This window comes from Streptomyces sp. AcH 505, from assembly GCF_000818175.1.
In the GTDB taxonomy this organism is placed as follows: Bacteria; Actinomycetota; Actinomycetes; order Streptomycetales; family Streptomycetaceae; genus Streptomyces.
Genome location: NZ_JTIY01000007.1, coordinates 1 through 19,436 on the forward strand (window position 1 = coordinate 1; position 19,436 = coordinate 19,436).

At 56.7% G+C, this 19,436-nt stretch carries 17 protein-coding genes; 5 read left to right on the plus strand and 12 right to left on the minus strand.

Annotated features, from left to right (window positions below):
- Window positions 1–1,283 (plus strand): glycosyltransferase family 39 protein (locus HY68_RS37480; protein ID WP_042001731.1); only part of this gene is annotated, 1,283 nt, incomplete at its 5' end.
- Window positions 1,284–1,299: 16 nt separating this feature from the next.
- Window positions 1,300–2,862, plus strand: coding sequence for a glycosyltransferase family 39 protein (locus tag HY68_RS37485; RefSeq protein WP_157874579.1), 1,563 nt, complete (start codon window positions 1,300–1,302; stop codon window positions 2,860–2,862).
- Between the two features lie 35 nt (window positions 2,863–2,897).
- Here HY68_RS37485 and lptF read toward each other — a convergent pair whose 3' ends face one another.
- From lptF to rfbB, 7 genes are all read right to left on the minus strand, one after another.
- Window positions 2,898–4,088 carry an LPS export ABC transporter permease LptF gene (gene lptF / locus HY68_RS37490; protein WP_198533541.1) on the minus strand — a complete coding sequence of 397 codons (1,191 nt, stop codon included), beginning with the start codon at window positions 4,086–4,088 and terminating at the stop codon, window positions 2,898–2,900.
- Between the two features lie 43 nt (window positions 4,089–4,131).
- Complete coding sequence (locus HY68_RS37495; RefSeq protein ID WP_042001740.1) at window positions 4,132–5,310, minus strand: glycosyltransferase family 1 protein; 1,179 nt, start codon at window positions 5,308–5,310, stop codon at window positions 4,132–4,134.
- A gap of 64 nt (window positions 5,311–5,374) precedes the next feature.
- A complete protein-coding gene (locus HY68_RS37500; RefSeq protein WP_157874580.1) occupies window positions 5,375–6,451 on the minus strand; it encodes a glycosyltransferase in 1,077 nt (358 codons plus the stop codon).
- Window positions 6,452–6,670: 219 nt separating this feature from the next.
- Window positions 6,671–7,909 (minus strand): glycosyltransferase family 2 protein, encoded by a 1,239-nt coding sequence (locus HY68_RS41495; protein ID WP_078864187.1) that lies wholly within the window; start codon window positions 7,907–7,909, stop codon window positions 6,671–6,673.
- Entirely contained in the window at window positions 7,885–8,097 is a 213-nt protein-coding gene (locus HY68_RS44485) for a hypothetical protein (RefSeq protein ID WP_198533542.1), read from the minus strand. The genes HY68_RS41495 and HY68_RS44485 overlap by 25 nt, the downstream gene beginning before the upstream one ends.
- A gap of 9 nt (window positions 8,098–8,106) precedes the next feature.
- Complete coding sequence (gene rfbA / locus HY68_RS39915; RefSeq protein ID WP_052457563.1) at window positions 8,107–8,976, minus strand: glucose-1-phosphate thymidylyltransferase RfbA; 870 nt, start codon at window positions 8,974–8,976, stop codon at window positions 8,107–8,109.
- A gap of 63 nt (window positions 8,977–9,039) precedes the next feature.
- Window positions 9,040–10,092 (minus strand): dTDP-glucose 4,6-dehydratase, encoded by a 1,053-nt coding sequence (gene rfbB, locus HY68_RS37505; protein ID WP_042001708.1) that lies wholly within the window; start codon window positions 10,090–10,092, stop codon window positions 9,040–9,042.
- Window positions 10,093–10,572: 480 nt separating this feature from the next.
- Here rfbB and HY68_RS43230 point away from each other — a divergent pair, with 480 nt between their 5' ends.
- The 3 genes from HY68_RS43230 (at window position 10,573) to HY68_RS43235 (ending at window position 15,325) form a co-directional block, all read left to right on the plus strand.
- Entirely contained in the window at window positions 10,573–11,871 is a 1,299-nt protein-coding gene (locus HY68_RS43230) for a hypothetical protein (RefSeq protein ID WP_157874581.1), read from the plus strand.
- Between the two features lie 105 nt (window positions 11,872–11,976).
- On the plus strand, window positions 11,977–12,822 hold the full coding sequence (locus tag HY68_RS41500; protein ID WP_078864188.1) for a class I SAM-dependent methyltransferase: 846 nt from the start codon (window positions 11,977–11,979) through the stop codon (window positions 12,820–12,822).
- Window positions 12,823–13,333: 511 nt separating this feature from the next.
- Window positions 13,334–15,325 carry a hypothetical protein gene (locus tag HY68_RS43235; RefSeq protein ID WP_157874582.1) on the plus strand — a complete coding sequence of 664 codons (1,992 nt, stop codon included), beginning with the start codon at window positions 13,334–13,336 and terminating at the stop codon, window positions 15,323–15,325.
- A 15-nt stretch (window positions 15,326–15,340) separates the two neighbouring features.
- Here HY68_RS43235 and HY68_RS37515 read toward each other — a convergent pair whose 3' ends face one another.
- The 5 genes from HY68_RS37515 to HY68_RS41520 form a co-directional block, all read right to left on the minus strand.
- Window positions 15,341–15,739, minus strand: coding sequence for a GtrA family protein (locus tag HY68_RS37515; protein WP_078864199.1), 399 nt, complete (start codon window positions 15,737–15,739; stop codon window positions 15,341–15,343).
- A gap of 70 nt (window positions 15,740–15,809) precedes the next feature.
- Window positions 15,810–16,418: a VTT domain-containing protein gene (locus HY68_RS41505; protein ID WP_078864189.1), complete on the minus strand. Its 609-nt coding sequence runs from the start codon at window positions 16,416–16,418 to the stop codon at window positions 15,810–15,812.
- A gap of 37 nt (window positions 16,419–16,455) precedes the next feature.
- The gene (locus HY68_RS41510) at window positions 16,456–17,739 is read right to left on the minus strand and encodes an NAD(P)/FAD-dependent oxidoreductase (protein WP_078864190.1); all 1,284 of its coding nucleotides are present in this window, start codon (window positions 17,737–17,739) and stop codon (window positions 16,456–16,458) included.
- Between the two features lie 12 nt (window positions 17,740–17,751).
- A complete protein-coding gene (locus tag HY68_RS41515; RefSeq protein ID WP_078864191.1) occupies window positions 17,752–18,681 on the minus strand; it encodes an NAD-dependent epimerase/dehydratase family protein in 930 nt (309 codons plus the stop codon).
- Between the two features lie 6 nt (window positions 18,682–18,687).
- Entirely contained in the window at window positions 18,688–19,434 is a 747-nt protein-coding gene (locus HY68_RS41520; RefSeq protein ID WP_078864192.1) for an SDR family NAD(P)-dependent oxidoreductase, read from the minus strand.
- Between the last annotated feature and the right edge of the window lie 2 nt (window positions 19,435–19,436).

Genomic DNA, 19,436 nt, shown 5'->3' on the forward strand with positions numbered 1-19,436 from the left:
GCCCATCAGCCGCCGCGATGATCCTGACCGGCCAGTTGCTGCTCACCGTGGGGCTGGCGTATCTCTACGCGATCCTGCGGCTGGTGACGGCGCCGGGCAACGCGGCCCTGTTCACGTGGTTGTTCGGCATCTCGCTCTACACGGTGTTCGCCCCGCTCTCGTTCGCCCTCAACGCCGACATCCTGCAGCTGACGCCGTGGCCGGCCATCGTGTTTCATGGCCTGCGCGCCGGCCGCACCGATCGGCTCACACACTGGATCGCGCTCGGCGTCTGGTCCGCCATCGGCATGCTCACCAAGTACAACGCCGCCGTGCTGTTCATGGGGATGGCCGTGGCCATGCTCACCGTTCCTGCGTTTCGGAGCATTCCGACGCGACCGGGCTTCTATCTCGCCCTGATCATTGGCCTGGCGCTGGTCGCCCCGCACGCGCTCGCGGTTGCCCAGAACCATGGCGCCGTCGCCTGGGGCATCGAGCACTTCGATGGTGCGAGCAGCTTCGCGGACAAAATCAACAGGCTGTACGAATATCTGCTCGGCTATTTTATTTGCCTCGTGCCGGGCGCCCTGATCGTCGCCACCGGGTTCTGGAAGGGATTTTTCGCCCTGCGGCGGAGCCCGGACAGCGCGAGCTCCGACGATTATCGTTTCCTGCTGGTGATGAACGCGACGATGCAGATCGTGCTGCTGGCGCTGCTGCTGGTCGCCGGGCTCGATTACGTCTGGCGGTTCGATGCCCCCTACGCCATGATGGCCGTGCCGGCGCTCGCCCCCCTTGTCGCATGGAATGAGGGCTGCCGCGCCTGGTTCGAGCGGCGGGTGACCATGACCATCGCAGCGGTCTATCTCATCGCCGGGGCCGTCATCACCGTGCTGTACCTCACCTTCGCCAGCCACAGCGGCCTGCAGGAGCCGACCCCCGCCGCCGCCCGTGCGATTCTCGCCGACTGGCACAGCACCTACCCCTGCGGGCCTGCCTACGTCCTGGGGGGCCGTCAGGCGGCCTACGGCGTCGGAATCGAGGCCGGGCGTGGCATCACCGCGCTGAGCTACCGCGACATCACAAGGGCACCCTGGTTCGACCCCGGCGCCTTGCAGGCGCGCGGCGCCATCGTCATCGATACGATCCCCGGGATCGGCGAGCGCATGGCCCGGTTCCTGCCGGGTGTGGCGACATCGGACGAGAAAACCATCTCCCTGCCGTTGCGGCGCACCCATAAGGCCAAGACCTTCAACTACCTCTACCGCTTTGTTGCGCCGCAGGGCTGCCATCCATCATCCTGAAAGACACGTGATCCGTATGGCCTCCATTGTTCCACCATCGGAAGAGCCGCAGCGCCACAGCCAACCGGCCTCCTGGATTGCACGCGCGGCCGCCGCTGAAGCCGGACGGCCGCCCTCCTCCCTCCCGCTGCTGATGGCCATCCTGGCCGCGCTCACCGTCTCGCGCCTGGCCGGCCTCGTCTTCTCCGTGGTCGATTTGTTCTATGACGAAGCACAATACTGGATGTGGGGGCAGGACCTAGCGTTCGGCTATTACTCCAAGCCGCCCTTGCTGGCCTGGCTGCTGGCAGGGACCCGCCAGGTCTGTGGCAATGCCGAATGGTGCATCCGCGCGCCGGCGCCCCTGTTCTATGGCGCGACCAGCCTTGCCGTCTATTTCACCGCGCGCCTGCTCTACGACGAGCGGACCGGATTCTGGGCCGCCCTGCTGACCGCGCTGACCACCGGCATCGTGTTTTCATCACGCATCATCTCGACCGATGTCCCGCTGCTGTTCTTCTGGAGCCTGGCGCTGTTGGCCTATGTCCACCTGCTGATCGCGCCGCGCAAGCGCTGGGCGATCGTGCTCGGCCTCTCGATCGGGCTCGGCCTGCTGTCGAAATACGCGATGATCTATCTCGTGCCGGGCATGCTTCTCGCAGCCCTTGCCAGCCGCCGCGCCAGGGAAGTGCTCGGGGAGCCGCACATCTGGGCTGGCCTGCTGATCGGCGCGATCGTGGTGGCGCCGAATGTCGCCTGGAACATCAGCAACTCGTTCATGACCTTCCGGCACACCGGAGACCTCGTGCTCGGTGAAGAATTTCGCCCGAGCATCAGTCGGATGCTGGAATTCTTCGGCGCCCAGTTCGGTGTATTCGGCCCGATCGTTTTCGCAGTCATGATCGCCGCAACCGTAAAGTTGCGCTCGAAGGATCTGATCGAGCAGGATCGCATCATGATCGCCTTTTTCATCGTGCCCGTGGCGCTGATCACCATCATCGCGATCGGTGTCCATGCCTACGCCAACTGGGCCTCGGTATCGGCGATTTCGGGACTGATTCTGACAGCGGCGCTGCTGCTGCGCACCGGCCGCCGCGGATGGCTTGATGCGAGCCTCGGCCTCGGCGTGATCCTGCAAATGACGGTCCTGGTCACCGACACCATGGCGACGCGCATTGAGTTGCCGTTCCTGAAGACGCCCAATCCCTACAACCGAACGCTGGGATGGCGCGCTTTCGCCGAGCGCGTCGGACAACTCGCCGAAGCCCAGGGCACGCCGACCATCGCCGACGATTCCCGTGGCGAGATCGCCGCCCTGCGCTACTACTGGCGCGACAAGCCGCAAAAAATCCTGTCCTGGGGGACGAGCGACAGCCCGCAGTTCGACGTGGTCCACCCCCTGACACCACGGGCGGCGGAGCCGATCCTGTTCGTCACCACCTGCCCGGATCGCGATCGCGTGCAGCCGTTCTATGAGGGCGTGGACTATCTCGGGCAGTTTACGACGCCGGTGAGCACCACCAGCCAGCGTGGCTTCTTTGCCTACCTGCTGAGCAACAGTCGCGGCCCGATCGGCATTCTTCGGGAATGCAGTCAGTAACGGCGCCGCTCGTCGCCCGTCAGAGTCGATCGTCCTCAGGGCGTCCCGCGCAACCTCGCCGGCACCAGACGCCGGCTCCAGCTGTTGATCGCCTCGGTCAGGCCCGCGGGCGCCTCGATCATGATGCTGCGGATGATGCTCCAGATACAGAGCGCGCCGACGACCACGAGCATTCCGTATTGCATCACAATGGTGATCGGTTGTTTCACCGAAATCGTCGAACAGGCAAACCCTGCGATCCGCACCACCAGAATGCTCAGCAACAGGCTCGAAATCGCGAAATTCCGGCTCTGTCGCGTGGTGCGCGGCATTCCGAGAAACGCAAAGGCCATCAGCGCAAAAATGACCGGATAAAGCGGCGCGAAGATGCGATTGTGAAACTCTGCGCGAAACTCACCCGGCGACTTCGCGTACAGGGGATCATCGGCCACCGGCGAGATCAGCTCCGGCGTCAACCGCTCGGTCACGTTGTAGGTGACGCTCTGGGGGCCGCTCGAGAACTGAGACATGTCGAACGCATAGCTCTTGAAGGCGACCAGCGCGGGCTCGCGCTTGCCGACCTCGAAGCGCTGGAGGTTGCCGTCTTCCAGGATGATGAACGAACCGCGGTCGTTCTTGATGACAGTGCCGCGATCGGCCACGATATTGACCCGCTGGGATGGATCCCGCTTGTCGTCGATGAACACCCCGACCAGCACCCCGCCGGGACGGCGCTCCTGGATGCGCAAGGTGAGCTGGCCCAGCTTGATGAACTGACCGGGCTGGATCACGTTCGCCAACACGTCGGCTCCGAGTTGCGTGTTCCAGCGCCGCAGGGCGCGCAAGGATTCGGGCGCGAGATACAGCGAGATGAAGGCGACCAAGCAGCTGACAATGATGGTCGCCTGCAGAAACGGCCGCAGCAGCCGCACCGGCGGCATACCCGCGGCGCTGATCACGATGATCTCGGAGTCGGTCGCCAGCTTGTTCAGCGCATACATCACGGCGACCAGCAGCGCGATCGGCGCGATGATGGAGATCAACAGCGGGATGATGAGGCCTGAAATCCCCAAGAACACCAGGATGGTCTGGCCCTGGCCGGTCATCAGATCGATGTTGCGCAGCGCCTGCGTGATCCAGATCACGCCCGTGAGCGAGACCAGCACGATCAGGAACGACGTCAGGGTCATCTTGGCCACATAGCCGTCGATCGCACCGATCCGCAAAAACTGTCCTTTCAGGGGCAAAAGGGGTATCCAAGAATAACTCGATTTCGAATGTAGGTCTGCCCTAGCCGGGAATCAATCGGCGATACGCGGCAAGAACTAGACCGGCGCTGCGGCCCCAGTCGAATTGCCTTGCCTGCGCGATCCTGGCCTCCCGCCGCGCCAGGTCATCATGGTCAGGGACGGCTGAGGCTTCGCGCAGAACATCGCGCCAGCCGTCGACATTCAGCGCCGCCACGCGGCGGCCGAAGCTGCCGGAGATTTCGTCCATGGATGTCTCGGCACTGTGCGCCACAGCCGTACCGCAAGCCAGCGCCTCGACCACCGGCATGCCGAAGCCCTCGTACAGCGACGGCATCAGCATGAGCCGCGCGCCTTCATAGAGGCTGCGCAGCTGGAGGTTGCTGACACCGCTGACAAAGCGCAATGTGCCGTCGCTGCGCAGCGCCTCTGCCTGCACTGGCAGATCGAGATCGCCCCACCCTTTGCCGCCGGCCATGACCAGAGGACAAAGCTGGCGCTCGGTCGGCGAGAGCTGCGCATACGCAGCGATCAACGTCCGGATATTCTTGCGCGGCTCAAGCGTGCCGACGCTCAAAAAGAAGCTTCCGTATTGCAATCCGAACGGAATGAGGTCGCGCTCTGTCTCCTTGCGCCCTACCGCGCGGTAGAGCGGGGCCGCTGCCGGCGGCGCGACGAAGATCTTGTCGGCCGTGGTGCCGAACACACTCATGATCTCTCGTTTGCTAAACTTCGAAATGGTTTGCACCATCGGCGCGCGGGAAACGATGTTTTGAACCGGGCCAAGCCATCGCACGCGATCGGCCGGATGGAACTCTGGATGCCGAAACGTGGACAGGTCGTACACGACGGGCAGCACCGGCACGCCGGGATCGGATGGAGGGCGAAAATTGAAGGCATGAAACAAATCGAGGCGTAACCCGCGCACCGAGGCAGCAAATCCCCGGCGATATGTCGTCCTGTACAGCGCGCGAACGGGACGAATATGGGACAGGCGCATGGCGGCCTGGATCCCGCGATGTCGGATGCGTCCCATGGCAGAGGCCTCTGAGCCGGCCGATCGCAAATCATCGTCGTCGCCGCGCACTGTCGCCGCGCCCCGGACCGATGTCAGATCGATCTCGCGCCAGTTCAATCCTCCGAAACCCATGTAGCGAAACGACGGGTCGCATTCCAGCGATGCACGAACGATATGAAACGTATAGTTGCCGATGCCCGTCATCGGGCCGCGCAACATTCCGGCTTCGAGGCCTATGGTTGGTCGTGTCGGCAAGATGCACCGTGGGTCATCGTGGCTGCGCCGCAGCGAAGCGGTTGCGCGTCATCTGGAGGAACGCAGCCAGCTCCTGAACGTCGGGCCGAGACCACATCGCGCTCTTGATGCCGGCGTAGTGCCCTTGCGGATCGTGCACCCTTTCCATCTTGAAACCAACCGTATGAACGCTAGGCAGCGCGAGAATTTCCGGCGCGATCCGCCATCCACCAGCGACCACAGGCAGACCTGATTGAGCCGCCTCGACGAGATTCAGACCGTAGCCTTCGGCGCGTGACGGCGACATGTAACAGTCGATAGCCGCATAGAAATCATGGATGCCGAGCCGATGGTGCGTGTCGTAAATCCTGATGCGGCTGTCGTCACCGACCAGCTTCTCAAGCGCAGTGCGCTCGAGCGGTCGATTGCCAAGATCATGCGACCGCAAAATGAGCAGAACATTGGTCACATCCGGAAAGGCTCGAAAAAATGCTTTGACCGCATCTTCGGGGTTTTTCCGGTAATAATTGGAATCTACAGAAAAAGAATAACCGACTACGAATGTATCGGAAGCGATACCTTCTCGCACGCGCACCGTATCGCGCCGCATCGGATTGATCGCCGGAAACGGATCCTTCTCGATCGCATAGGGAAGCAAGCGCAACGGCCGATCGAAGCCCAGCAGGTTCGTCCTAATCGTGTCCAGGTTGTATTCCGTGCCGGCCCAGATCTCGTCGTAAGAGCCGGCAGCCTTGCCCCACAGACGCGGCAGAATCTCGAGTTCCCAGATCCAGTGACCGATAATGGTGCGACCGAGCAGCCACTTTCGATCGAAGGCCGAAAGCGATGGATGGTCCGGGTTCATCACGACCAGCACGTCGGTGATGTCGCGCGAGCCGCAATCCGCGGGCAGGATGCAGCGCTCATCCGGGTGATGCACCGTCAATCCGAACGAGGCTGTCAGATCGACACGGGTGACTTTTGAACCGCGGCTTTCGAGAGTCAACGCCGCCAGTTCAGCAGCACGAGCCAGCCCGCTGCCGGCACTGAAAACCCCGGCCAGCGCGACGTGGCCGCCATCAAATGAACGAAAAGGCCGTTCATTTTTCAAGCGAAGCAGATTGCATCGCAATCGATACGATTGTCTGACCCGGCTTAAACCTCGCCGTATCGGTGAAGGAAGCAGTTTAAGGACGTCTCGCAACATCCGGTTGTTTTAATCTCAACAGAAGGCTCTCCGCAAGAAAGGACTCACAGAAAGATGCAGCCGGAACGGGGCACGCTCGGGTGTGAAAACGAAGACGACCAGCGCTTAACACGAAGACCAACCCTAGCCGCACCGAGACAGGACATTCTTCGCAGAAGTAGTTTGCACTAATTTCGGCACATCAGGATGCCGTGCCCAGCCATCACCAAAAACAACACACTCGTAATCCGTCAGCATACCAGTTGAAAATCGCTTCACCTTAAAGTTGACCAATTCAATGCCGAAATTTCGACACAACGAGTAGATTCTAGCAAAGCTGCACGCCTCCGATGCGGAAAACGTGATATCGTATTCACGCACCGACGCAGCAGCTATCTTCAGCAGATCCTCGCACTCGGTCGACATCATGAACAAGGCCGATGCACACAACAGCATACGCTTTTGAACGCTCGCCTGCACCGTCGAATCTGGACGCCGAACCAAGGGCCGAAAATCAGGCAACGCAGCATCACAATCAAGACGCGTCTCAAGGTAAGGACGCCATCGGTCAAAGAATTTGCGATGATTCCCTATTACCAGATCGTTCATCACCGGAGCTGACCACACCTTCGAGGATGTTGCGCCCTCATGATGATAGACATCCGCATCGGCGCAAAAATAGGTAAATAGCCCGACAGACCTCAATCTCAATGCAAGATCAGCGTCTTCGAAATAGGCGGGATCGAACAACGGATCGAACCCGCCAACGCTGAGAAACACGTCCCTCCTGAGCAACAAACAGGCCGCAGAACAATAGTCGACGGCATGATTTCCTGTTCGGAAATGATCATCAACCCGGCTGCCGTTCTTCCCCTGCTGAAATGTCCAACCATTCTGCAGGATAAATGCACCGGCCTCTTGCACGGCTCCATCAGGATATAGAAATCGCGGCCCAACTGCTCCCGGAAAATATGCATCATCGAAGACGTGAATGAGCTTTCCCAGCACATCCTGCGTGAGGAGCACGTCATTGTTCAACAGCAAAATATACTCGGCGCGCGCAGCTTCGGCTCCGATATTATTCGCCTCCCCAAAGAAGAGGTTCTCCGCAAGAGAGATCAACCTCACGGAGGGCGGAAGCTTCTCCAGCAACTGGAATTCAGCCTCCGCACTGCCGTTATCAACAACGATAATCTCACAGGTAAGACCGCCTACGCCTTGCTGTACGCTCTTGACACAATCGATCGTCAGGGCACTTTGATTCCAATTCAAGATAACAATGGAGACAAGCAAAGCGCTTGCGCCTTGCTCATCCGCGCTCACGACACGTTCATCGTCGATCGAATTCCCAACGCCGTTCACGAAAGAAGCTTCTTTATCCACGAATCAATAATTCGTATTGGCATAGACATTCGCCAACTCACCGAAGAGCGCAATTCCGTCAGCTCGCTTTGAAGGCGCTTGCACTCGGCTTCCGCATGGCTGCTCATCGCCAGCACCAGATTCAACTTCGCTCGGAGATTGACAATCTCTCGTTTCAACTCGTCCGACTGTGAGGAGTGGTCATCCATCGGTACGCTTCATGTCTCGGCGGCGAGGCCGGAAACATAACGACCATAGTCGCTCTTTCCAAGAGCAATGCCAAGCTTCCGAAGTTGCTCACGGTCGATATAGCCTTGATTAAACGCAACCTCTTCCGGGCAAGAAATACGGAAACCTTGTCGACGCTCAAGAGTGGCGACAAAATCGGCGGCGTCGCGAAGACTGTCAGGCGTGCCGGTATCGAGCCACGTAAACCCGCGCCCCAGGCGTTCCACCGCAAGCTGCCCGCGCTCCAAATACATCCGGTTCAAATCCGTAATCTCAAGTTCTCCGCGACTAGACGGACGAATATCGGCGGCAAAGTTTGCGACATGCTCATCATAGAAATATAGTCCCGTCACGGCAAAACTGGATTTTGGCGCGGATGGCTTCTCTTCGATCGAGGTGGCGCGTCCTTCGCCATCGAAAGCCACCACACCATACCGCTCGGGGTCGGTGACGTGATAGGCGAATATTGTGGCCCCCTGCGAGCGCGCCGTCGCATGCTTAAGTAAGTCCGGCAAGCCGTGTCCAAAAAAGATATTGTCGCCGAGAATAAGCGCGGAACGATCTCCTTCGACAAATTTGGCGCCGATGATGAAGGCCTGCGCGAGGCCTTCCGGGCGAGGCTGCCGCGCATAGGAGATTTCAAGTCCCCATTGGTGCCCGTCACCGAGCAACGCCTGAAAAAGCGGCAGATCTTGTGGGGTTGAAATCAATAAGATCTCGCGAATTCCAGCCAGCATGAGCGTCGTCAGCGGGTAGTAGATCATTGGCTTGTCGTACACCGGCAACAGCTGTTTCGACACCACAAGCGTCATCGGATAAAGCCGCGTTCCGCTGCCACCTGCCAGTATGATACCCTTCAAGGCTCCCAACTCCTGCTGAAACAAACACGGATTAATTCGTACAACTCGCGGCCTAAGCCCCGGCTAAGCCTTCAACAAGCCGAGCCGCTCACCACTGTAGACCCGCCTTCGCAGCGGGCTCCACCAGTCGGCCCGGTCGAGATACCATTGCACGGTTTTTTCAATGCCCGTCTCAAACGTCTCCTGTGCTTGCCAGGCAAGTTCGCTCTCCAATTTCGTTGCATCGATGGCGTACCGCCGATCATGCCCTGGTCGGTCCGGCACGAACCGAATCAGATCGTGGTGCGAGTTTTCGATCGGACGCAAACGGTCCATGCATGAACAGATTTGCCGAACAACATCGATATTCCGGCGCTCGTTACGTCCCCCGATATTGTAGTTCTCACCGGGGCGACCACGAGCGAGAATCAATCCCAGCGCGCGCGCGTGATCTTCCACATAAAGCCAATCGCGAACATTGGAGCCATCGCCGTAGACCGGCAGAGCCTTCCGATCCAGCGCATTCAAAATGACAAGCGGAATAAGTTTTTCCGGAAAATGATAGGGGCCGTAATTATTCGAGCAATTTGAAATGATGACCGGCAGATCGTACGTGCGGTGCCAGGCTTTCGCGAGATGATCGGACGCAGCCTTTGTCGCCGAATACGGCGAGCTCGGATCGTACGGTGTCGTTTCCGTGAAATGCCCCACATCATCGAGCGAGCCGTAAACCTCATCCGTTGACACGTGAACGAACCGAAAATCCTTCGCGCGCGCCCTGTCCGCCAAGGAGAGGTAACGACGGGCAGCTTCGAGCAACGTGAAAGTGCCGACAACATTTGTTTTCACAAACACGTCCGAGCCGGAAATCGAGCGATCGACATGGCTTTCAGCGGCAAGATGAACAACCGCGTCCGGCTGATGCTGTGAAAAAATTCGATTCATCGCATCGGCATCACAAATGTCGTGCCTCTCGAACGAGAACTTCGGATTCGAAGCAACAGGCTCAAGCGAGTCCATATTTCCAGCATAAGTCAACTTGTCGACCACCACGACATCATGGCCAAGATCGAGAACGAAATGACGGCAAACCGCCGAGCCGATGAAGCCGGCGCCGCCCGTGACGATAACCCGCATTTCTACTCCTCGCCCCCCTAAAAAGCCGGGCGCAACGTCCGCGAGAAGCGGTTTCCGAAGCGCCTCAAAAAGGGCAAGGTAACATCTACGACCAAAGGCCGCCAGCCAGTCCCGCACGCTAGACCGCCCCATGACCCCTGATTGCATCCCAGGATCGACTGCCCCGAAGTGCCGACATCTCGACATCGAGCGAACGGATCATGATCGCGCACAGGGCCTTGGGCGCCCCCAATAGTTCACACTGACGAATCCGTCCCCTGCCTCAACCTAGCGTCCGAATCCTTGCCAACATCCAGGGTTTCGGCCATCGTCGACAAAGGACCCATAAATCCAAGTTTTGAGGCCATCTAACCTTGAAGCTTGAATGTTGGTCTAACCTAAGCCATTAAGAGATTGCGTCCATTCGCTCAACGTTATCATCGGATTGACTGCATTCCACGAACGGCAACAGAACAGATGATTTTTAAAGTCCGCGTTGAGGTGATAAGCAATCTCTTCATTGCAGCCATTTTTTTGTTCTTCCTGCTTCGTATATATCCCTATTCAAATCCTTATCCGTTCGCTGATGACTGGACCTACGCCGGCGTCCTGGGAACCGGCTGGGCAAACACCCTGAAGTGGGTGCTCGCGCTTCACAACGATCACCGAATTCCGCTGATGAAGTTGCTCCAATACACCACTCTTCGAGCGACATATTTTGATTTCCGCTCTTTGGTTCTGATCAATTTCGCGATCGGAGTTATCGGGTCCATCAGCCTCTCCGAAATTGCACGCAACTATCGCGGAAAAAGCCACATAGGCGACATCATTATTCCCATGGTTCTGCTGAATTTCGGCACCGGATTTATGGGCTGGGGTTTCAGTGCCCAGTTCCTGCTTTCGGTATCATCGAGCTTGGTTGCTATTCTGTTTTTTCAGAGATCTGAAAATTCGAACAGGGCGCGCGTGGCGGCAACCTTGGCCATGTTGGTTTGCGCGCTATCAGGCATGAATGGCATTGTACTGGCCGTCAGCCTTGCGGCCTGTTTTCTGCTGTTCTATCTATTTGTCCAAAAACAGAACGCCGCGTGCATCGGTCCAGGTCTTGTTCTCGCACTGTGCGCTCTCCTTCTCGTGACATGGACGCCGTCTGCGGCATCTGTTTCGCCGACACAGACACCAAGCGGACAACTGCTCGACTGGATCTACCAATTTTCCAAGTCCAGCTTCATCGTAAGCGCTTCTCATGGTGGCTGGTGGCGCGCCGCCCTGTGTGTCGGCTTGATCTCTACCGCCGTCAGCTTCGCTGCCCAGCGAACACTTCGTTCCCTCCAGCGCGAAAAGCAGTCCCCATCCGAATTTGCGGTATATGCCGCTCTTGCCGCTTACATAACGCTCTTCTTTTCGGTCGTCATTGGCCGATCGGCTCACGGCGCGTGGGAGCCTGGCCTTGAAATGCACTACGGATATCTCGCCGCCCCCATCCCCATTCTATCGTGGATCGTCATTTCTCGATTTCTTCGAGGTCCAGCAGCACTAATTGTCGCAGGCAGTCTGATCGTAGTTTACGCTCAGTCCTTCGTCGAGAATACGGCTTGGAGAATGGCTCATCTACGAAGCCAATATGCGCACCTCGAGCAGATCGGCGCCGACTTACGCTCCGACGCGCCCCCAGCAATAGTCACAGAAAAGGACATCAAATTTCTTTACCATGTCGACACCCCGGATGTTCGGCAGCAAGTAATTGGCGGAATCGAAAAACTGCGACAATTTGGCGGCCCGATTTATGGCAGACCGTGAGCCCACAAGAGACGCGGAACTCCGGTTTCAGGGGAGGGATTGAATTGAGGTTCATGTAAAACGTGTTAAGCAACGGCTGGCGAATACGAGTGGGGCTAGAACCGAATGGACAAACACGTTGATGCAGTCTTGGGCAAAGCTGAAGAGATCGCGGCAAGCGGAGATGCCACGAAGACGCTAGCTTTGCTAAGGCAACTCAATCTGCAACAATTCGGCGAGATACTAATCAGCCTGCCCAACGTCCGTTATCCGAACATTTCTCGAATTTTGCCGAGAATGGCTTCCGCTGAAGTCCAGCGAAACTGGACCGGAAATGACGGTATTGCGCTGCTCCGCCAGACCAACTCTTTTGTCGATCTCCTGTCTCGCACAGTTGACCTGAAATCAGTCAACAGAGTTCTAGACTTTGGATGCGGCTATGGCCGCATCCTGCGCGCATTCTATTACTATGTTGATCCGGATCGCCTGTATGGTTGCGATCCATGGGACGAATCAATTCGACTTTGCAGGGAAGCCGACATACTCGGTCATTTAGCCATCTCGGATTATCTGCCTACCCGCCTCCCGTTTGAGGAAAAATTCGATCTGACGTACGCGTTCTCCGTGTTTACGCACCTCTCCGAGCGGGCAACGCGAGCTTGCCTAACCGCGTTGGTCGAAGCCAGTACAGGCATAATAGCAATCACCATTAGGCCACCTCAATACTGGGATTTTAACCTAAGCATCACCACCGCGACTCGCGACCATCTCTTAGTCGACCATAACGCAGGAAGATTTGCCTTTAGCCCGCACACCCGCTCACCGATCGACGGCGACATCACCTATGGCGATTCTTCGTTCTCGATCGATTGGCTGAAAGCGCATTTTTCCAATCTCGAAGTTATCGACACGCGAAGTATTCCTGGAGACCCCCTACAAACACTCGTTTTACTGAGGCGGCGCTCGTCGTAGATTTCCGGCCCATGCAGGATGCGTTTCAAAACGAAAAAGACGTCACCCAAGGACGGCCTGTAGGGTTTGGCTATATTACCACCCCTCGGCCAGAGTATCGTTGCCTCCGTAGCTTTGCATCTCCTGGATATTGTCTGGCTATTCAATCCGTCCCAGTGGTCCCCTGCACCGCAGCCACTGTAGCAACCCGCCTCATTTGAAAACTATTGGTGTTGTCTGAATGAATCGGTCACCAGATAAACTAAGTCTCAGTGCAGCGCTGTCGCAAAACCATTACATCGCAATTTTGCTTCTCTTGTTCGTGGCTCTTCTGCCGTTAATGTCGGCGCTGGATAAGAACCCTAATTATTTGCCTCTCGTTGGGAAAGATGGTTGGACGATAACCGGAGTCGTTCCTCTATTCGACAGGGCCCCAGCAACCGATCAAGAGATTCCACATCAAATCAGAAACTCTGCTGACGCAGTATTCCGGAGGTCATGGACTCCCCAAACCGGCGGGACCATTGGTTCCGTGACAACATCAGAATTTCAGCTTCCGACCTATCTAGCTATCCCGTATCAAGGATTTCCGAGGGAAACTCCAGAAGATCGAATTTACCTGAAGATTGAGGGAGGCGACGAATTAGAGGTCGCGACCATAGCAACACTCAATATGTGGGCTACGGTCTATCTGGAAGTGCCAAAGCGCTACATCGGCAAGAAGGCACGCCTTATCGCCAATGCAGCTTCAAATAAGCAATATATCGCAGTCGGCACGCCGTTTTCCGTCCCACAATCGGTTTATATTGCGAACACCGCGCTTGCGCCTCGGCTTCTGATAATATTTTTTACTTGGTCCGTTCTTTCAATAGTGGGCCTTATCGCTGCCGACTTTGCAACCAGGGGGAAGATTTCGAAAGACCCCGTGCCATGGAGTTTGATCGGAATTGGTGTTTTCGGAGTTGCCTCCTTTTGTCTCATTAACCTGAGCGGTGGATTTTTCCCGGCCGCCATGGCCTTTCTTTTTACTGCCGTACTAGCTCGCATCTGGTGGATTTACCGAACAGAACCATCGCATCTTTTTAGGCTATTGGACGTACTCGCCAAGCCGGCCCTAGTCTGGCTCGCCGTTTCTATCTTGTATTCAGTGCTCACAACCACCATCGACAATGGAGGCGGCAGTTGGGCGGTCAACGGGATGTTCAGTCCGGCGCGGTGGTCTTCAGACAATCAGCTCCCTTTCTGGTTCGCCGAAGGTCTTTACAACGCAACTAAACCTCAGGAAATTGTATGGGGCCCCTGGCTTGCCTCCGACCGCACGCCTTTGCTCACAGACCTCCTTCTAATTCCACGAGCAACAGTACTGGCTTGTCTCGCCCCCTATTTGGGATCGACGTTTGTTCCCATCGGCTATATGGCAGCCGGCATCACGATCCTGTCTTTGTGGGCTGCGGTGCTAACGTGGCTCGCAAAAAAAGCAGGCTGCCGAAACCTTGCAATATTTCTACTCGTTACGCTCACCTCTCCATTCGTCATGTTCAATACGGTCTATACTTGGCCCAAAATTCTCGGGGCGACTTATGCAGTTTTGGCCTTCAGTGCCGCATTCTATAGCGACGATGAACCGAGATGGCTTCATCTCGTTGCCATCTCAGCTTGTTTCGCCTTTCTGAGCCACGCCAGCAATGCATTCGCGTTGGTGCCTATTCTCTTTGCATTCCTCCCAGCGATCTTCGGCGCAGGAATCGGAACCATCGCTTTCGCGTCGCTGTGCGCGGTTGCGCTCGCTTCGCCATGGTTCATCTGGCAACACCTCTACCAGCCCAACGGCGATGTCCTACTCCGCTACGCATTAACCGGAGATTTCGGTTTCGAGAGTCGGGGCCAAGGGATGCTGCCTGACGTGTTGAAGACCTACAGAACGCTTGGTTTCGATGGGTGGATGACCGCAAAAATATCGAGCATCAAGCTCCTGCTGGGTATCGACAACTCCGCCATCTCATTTCCCGAAATGGCGCTAAGCCAGAGTGACACATTGGGACGCCAGCGCGTTTTAGATTTTTTTGTGCTGTCGCGGGCTCTCGGCATATCGATGTTTGGGATCTTGTTGATCTGGGCATCTTCGATATCGCGGATTGCGGCCGCGGCTGCGACCGTTGGATTTTTCGGCATAGTCATCACAACTTTGACTACATTGTCGCAGCCGATTGTTCATCAACTGCCTTATGGATCAATTTTACTTCTCATATTCGCCGGCGCTTTCGCAGTCGCCAATTCGAACCGCTTCGCTTTAATTTCCATATGCGCCATTGGCTTGCTTTACTATTCTATCGTCTGGGTCGCCGATCCCATGTCGCGAGCATTGAGACTAAACTTTGACTATTCAACTTTGACCGCAACAATGGCGTCGATCGCAATTCTACTGTCTGTTTTGAGATCCCAGCAGCAAACAAAAAAAACGACACCTGAAGTGCTAGATCGCTCATCTAAGCAAGAAACTGAACAAGGAACAAATAGCGACTAACGTAAAATCTCAGCGTTATTTCAATACCTTTTCAAACGTGAAGTACTTGTGTCCCAAATAGCTCACGGCAACCGGGCTCAGGACGCCGACGATGTGCGCGATTAGCTCCGAATGCCAGACGAACCCAACCCTCGGAAAAATGAATTCGGCCAATCCTACGCTGACGATCCACACCTGTATAAGCGCGAGCATGTTGACAAGCGCGAAGCGCAGGGCCTCACTTCTGACGTGACGATCCGACCGTTCGAATACGAAGGACCGCGTGAGGATAAACGCGGTCCCCATTCCGATCAGATAGGCGACAACAACCGCAACATCGAACGGCACTACCGAAGACAGGAGCCAGCGGGACATAATATTGAAGAAGGCTGCGACACCTCCCGCAAGCAAAAAGCGGAAGAATTCCAAGTTCACCGACCGCCCCTCAAGACCAGATCGCCAGACCTCTTCGCTCGCGTTCCCCTTCTGGCAGAGGCCCACTTCATCATTTCTCAATCGCCGATCGAGTCAGAGGGCCATCGCGTCTGACACGCCGGATGACCAGCACCAGCACAACGGCAAGGGAGGTCAACCCCGCGATGATGAGGACGCGATTCAATACTGGCAGCCCGTCGTCCCGCAGGGCTGCGCTCCCCGCTGATCCGAAATACACATAGAAGACGATTTGCGGAATCGTAAAAATAAAACTAGCGACGACAAATGGTAAAAGTCGAATTTGCGTCAAGCCGAACATATAATTCTGAAGCGCATTCGGCAGCGGAGACGCGAAGCGCAGCAGAGCAACCACCCGCCACCCCTCTTCATCCACCGCCGAGGCAATCCTGCGAAGCTGAGGGCGCGCAGTGACGTAGCGTTGCACGTGTTCGGCAATGAGATAGCGCGCAGCGAGAAATGCGAGCATGCCACCCAAGGTCGTGCTGGGAAGAATGATCAGAATCGCCGGAAGTCCGAAGATCGCACCAACTCCGAGGCAGAGAAATGTTCTGGGAACGAACACAAAGCTGGCAACAAAAAATATCAATGCGAGACATGCCGACGATGCCAGATTCAGAACGCCCCCGGCCGGGAGCAGTTGCATTATCCAATCAACCATCGGCCACCTAACCCGCCTGTTTTCGCCCGTGCCGCCGCTAAATCGCCACGCCTTCAGCCATGCGACGCCCGAGTCGAATGCTTTCGGCGATACCCCGATCTTCCGGATAATAGTAGCAGGTATCGGCAACTTGAAGCCCGCCAATCGGCGTCTGTACCGGTGGCAGCTTGTCTGCAAAATTCGGCTCACAAATCGGTTGGGCGTAACGCAGCCGTCCAACCTTGGCGACGATGAGATCTCCATCGCAAATGCCCGGATTGACGCGCTTGATATAAGTGAAGGCCTCGTCGATGAATTGCTGGTCAGTCCAAGCCCATTTCGGTTGCGAGATCGGCATGTAGTAGGGGACATAGACGACGGTTTCGCCAACCGGACGCAGATTGGAGAACTCGATTAGGCCAGGAATGTCGATATCGTTCGCCACGATATTCAACCAGAAGTGCGGTGTTACCGACTTTCGCAATTTGAAAAGCAAGCAAACGACGCCAATATTGCGGATCGCAGCATACTTATCCTTCCAATCTTGCGGCAGATCCGGGACCAGATTGTTCACCAGTGGAATGGGAACTGTCGAAATCACGGCATCGGCTGCATATTCCTTACCGACGGTTTCAACGGCAGTGACGCGGCCGCCTCTGATGGCGACCCGGTGGGCCGGCGTATTCAGATGGATCAGTCCTCCCTTGCGCCTGATATCATCGGCAACGGCCTCTACAAGGGTCTCCGATCCACCGTCAATATACCCCAGTTGCTCCTGGAAAATGGATTTTCGAGAATTTCCGATGCGCTTAATCCGGGTTGCGATCCAGGATGCAGAAACCTGATCAGCAAACTGATAGAATTTGAGCTCCTGCAATCGTTTCCACATTTTGTCGTAAACCGACTTGCCGGAACCAGCTTCGATCCACTGTCTCGATGTCAAATGCTCGATGCGACTAAAGTCCCCGGTTCGGGTCGTCAGAAACATCTGCAATCCGGTTCGGATTTTCTCGATCAACGTCAGATCCGGGTACAGCAGCAGGGAGATCGGATCGCCCCATTTGTGAACTTTGCCATGAGTATAGTAGGCCATGGAGGTGCTCACCCAGCGCATTTTGTCCGCGATACCGAGCTCTTCCATGAGGGCAAACGTCGGAGTGTCTGATTTGCAGACAAAATGATAAAAGCGCTCGATCGAGAGCCCGTCGAAATCGAAGTGCGCCGCCATGCCGCCAACTTTATCACCGGCCTCTAGCAGATCGACCTGATGGCCTAGAGATGCAGCGCGTTGCGCCGCTGCGAGGCCCATCGGCCCGGCCCCCAGCACAACAATCCGACTCATGGTGGACAACTCCTAGAACGACAACGTGACGGACGAAAATTCTGGATCGAGAAACGTTTCGGTCAATGCCTTGCGCAGAGGCGTCGATGCGACGCTAAACTCCCGTGGCCAGTCGACCACTGGAAATGTTTCGGGAATCACAAGTGCTTCAAGCTGTCCCGTGGTGAACGGAGGGTTTCGATCGACCCGTGCATACAGCCACAGCAGCAGCCAAAATGCCGCGTAAGGAATATGGATGATTCGCGCCCGTGGTCTGACAATCTCATGAATCATGCCGATCAGATTGCCATAAGAAATCTGTTCGAGACCTGAAACATCGAACACACCGCTTTTTCGTTGCTCGATGGACGCGACGATAATCGAGACGAGATCGCCGACATACAGGGGCTGACGCATAAAGTTTCCGTTTCCTGGAATCGGAAAAACCGGCGTGCGATCCATGAAGCGACGTAGCCAGCCAAGATGCTTGCGATCAAACCAACCAAACATCAAGGTTGGCCTCAGGATGACATGCGGCACCCCGCTTTCGACAAACAAACGCTCCTGCGCGGTCTTTGATCGTGTATAAAAATCATCGGCTGACGAATTGACCACCGACGACGACAGCCCGACGAAATATGGGACGTTGTGCGTCTGCATCGCCGCGAGAATCCGCGCCGTCGCGGTGACATTATTCGCCTCGAACTCCGGCTGGAATAATCCGCCGATCTGCGCTTGATTGATAACCACGGTATCGGCGCCTGCGAGACTATCCGACCATTCGCCGAGCTGGGCGAGATCTGCCTCAATGATCCGAACCTCCGGGTGTATCTGGTTGAATAGCCTAATATTCGCTGCGTGCTTGTCGATTCCGACAAGCTCGAGATCCCGACGCGACTTCAGGCGTGCAACGAGATTCTGGCCAACTAAACCCGCGGCGCCGGTAATGACAAGCTTGCGCATCGCAACCTAGAAATTCATCTTGTTAAAAACGATGGCGGGTATCGCGCGAATGATCGCCATGATCAAGCGCCAGCGCCCCGGCGCATAGACCACGAGGCTGCCTCTATCAGCAGCTTTGCGCACAACGGCAGCCACGGCCTCGGGGGTCGCCCAAAGCGGTCCTCCTTTTGTCATGCCCACAGTCATCGCGGTATCGGTCGGGCCGGGCTTGACGATCACCGCCCGAGGGCCTCTGTCTCGAAAACGATGGCTGATGCCCTGGACTAATGTCGACAACCCCGCCTTGGTCGCTCCATAGACGTAGTTGGAGCGGCGCCCGCGATCACCGGCAACAGAGCCTAGAACCACAAGCGAGCCCCTCCCCTGATGTTCCAGCACATCTGCAACCGCGAGAATCCAGGCTGCGGCCGAGCGGAAATTGACGTCTATGATCTGTCGCGCAGCAGCCCAGTCCCGCTCAGCCAGCGCCTGATCCCCCAAGACCCCATAGGCCAGAATAACATGGTCCAGGCCACCCAGTTTGCCTATCATGACACCAATTGTGGCCGCCGCATCCGCCGCCGTAAAATCAACTTCGAAGATGTCTGTTTTGGTCGCCCCTCTCACCTTCAAATCATCGGCAATGGCCGAGAGGCGCTCAACATTGCGCCCGGCGAGACCAATCACAGCCCCTTCGGTTGCATAAAGCCGGGCGGTCGCTTGAGCAATACCTGACCCCGCCCCCAGGATCAGGATGCGAAGGGGATTTGTCATTG

Coding starts and splice junctions, on each gene's coding strand:
- HY68_RS37485 (WP_157874579.1), top strand. CDS start 1,300: ATGGCCTCCATTGTTCCACCATCGGAAGAGCCGCAGCGCCACAGCCAA.
- HY68_RS37495 (WP_042001740.1), bottom strand. CDS start 5,310: ATGACGGGCATCGGCAACTATACGTTTCATATCGTTCGTGCATCGCTG.
- HY68_RS44485 (WP_198533542.1), bottom strand. CDS start 8,097: ATGGATGACCACTCCTCACAGTCGGACGAGTTGAAACGAGAGATTGTC.
- rfbB (WP_042001708.1), bottom strand. CDS start 10,092: ATGCGGGTTATCGTCACGGGCGGCGCCGGCTTCATCGGCTCGGCGGTT.
- HY68_RS41500 (WP_078864188.1), top strand. CDS start 11,977: ATGGACAAACACGTTGATGCAGTCTTGGGCAAAGCTGAAGAGATCGCG.
- HY68_RS41505 (WP_078864189.1), bottom strand. CDS start 16,418: ATGGTTGATTGGATAATGCAACTGCTCCCGGCCGGGGGCGTTCTGAAT.
- HY68_RS41510 (WP_078864190.1), bottom strand. CDS start 17,739: ATGAGTCGGATTGTTGTGCTGGGGGCCGGGCCGATGGGCCTCGCAGCG.
- HY68_RS41515 (WP_078864191.1), bottom strand. CDS start 18,681: ATGCGCAAGCTTGTCATTACCGGCGCCGCGGGTTTAGTTGGCCAGAAT.
- HY68_RS41520 (WP_078864192.1), bottom strand. CDS start 19,434: ATGACAAATCCCCTTCGCATCCTGATCCTGGGGGCGGGGTCAGGTATT.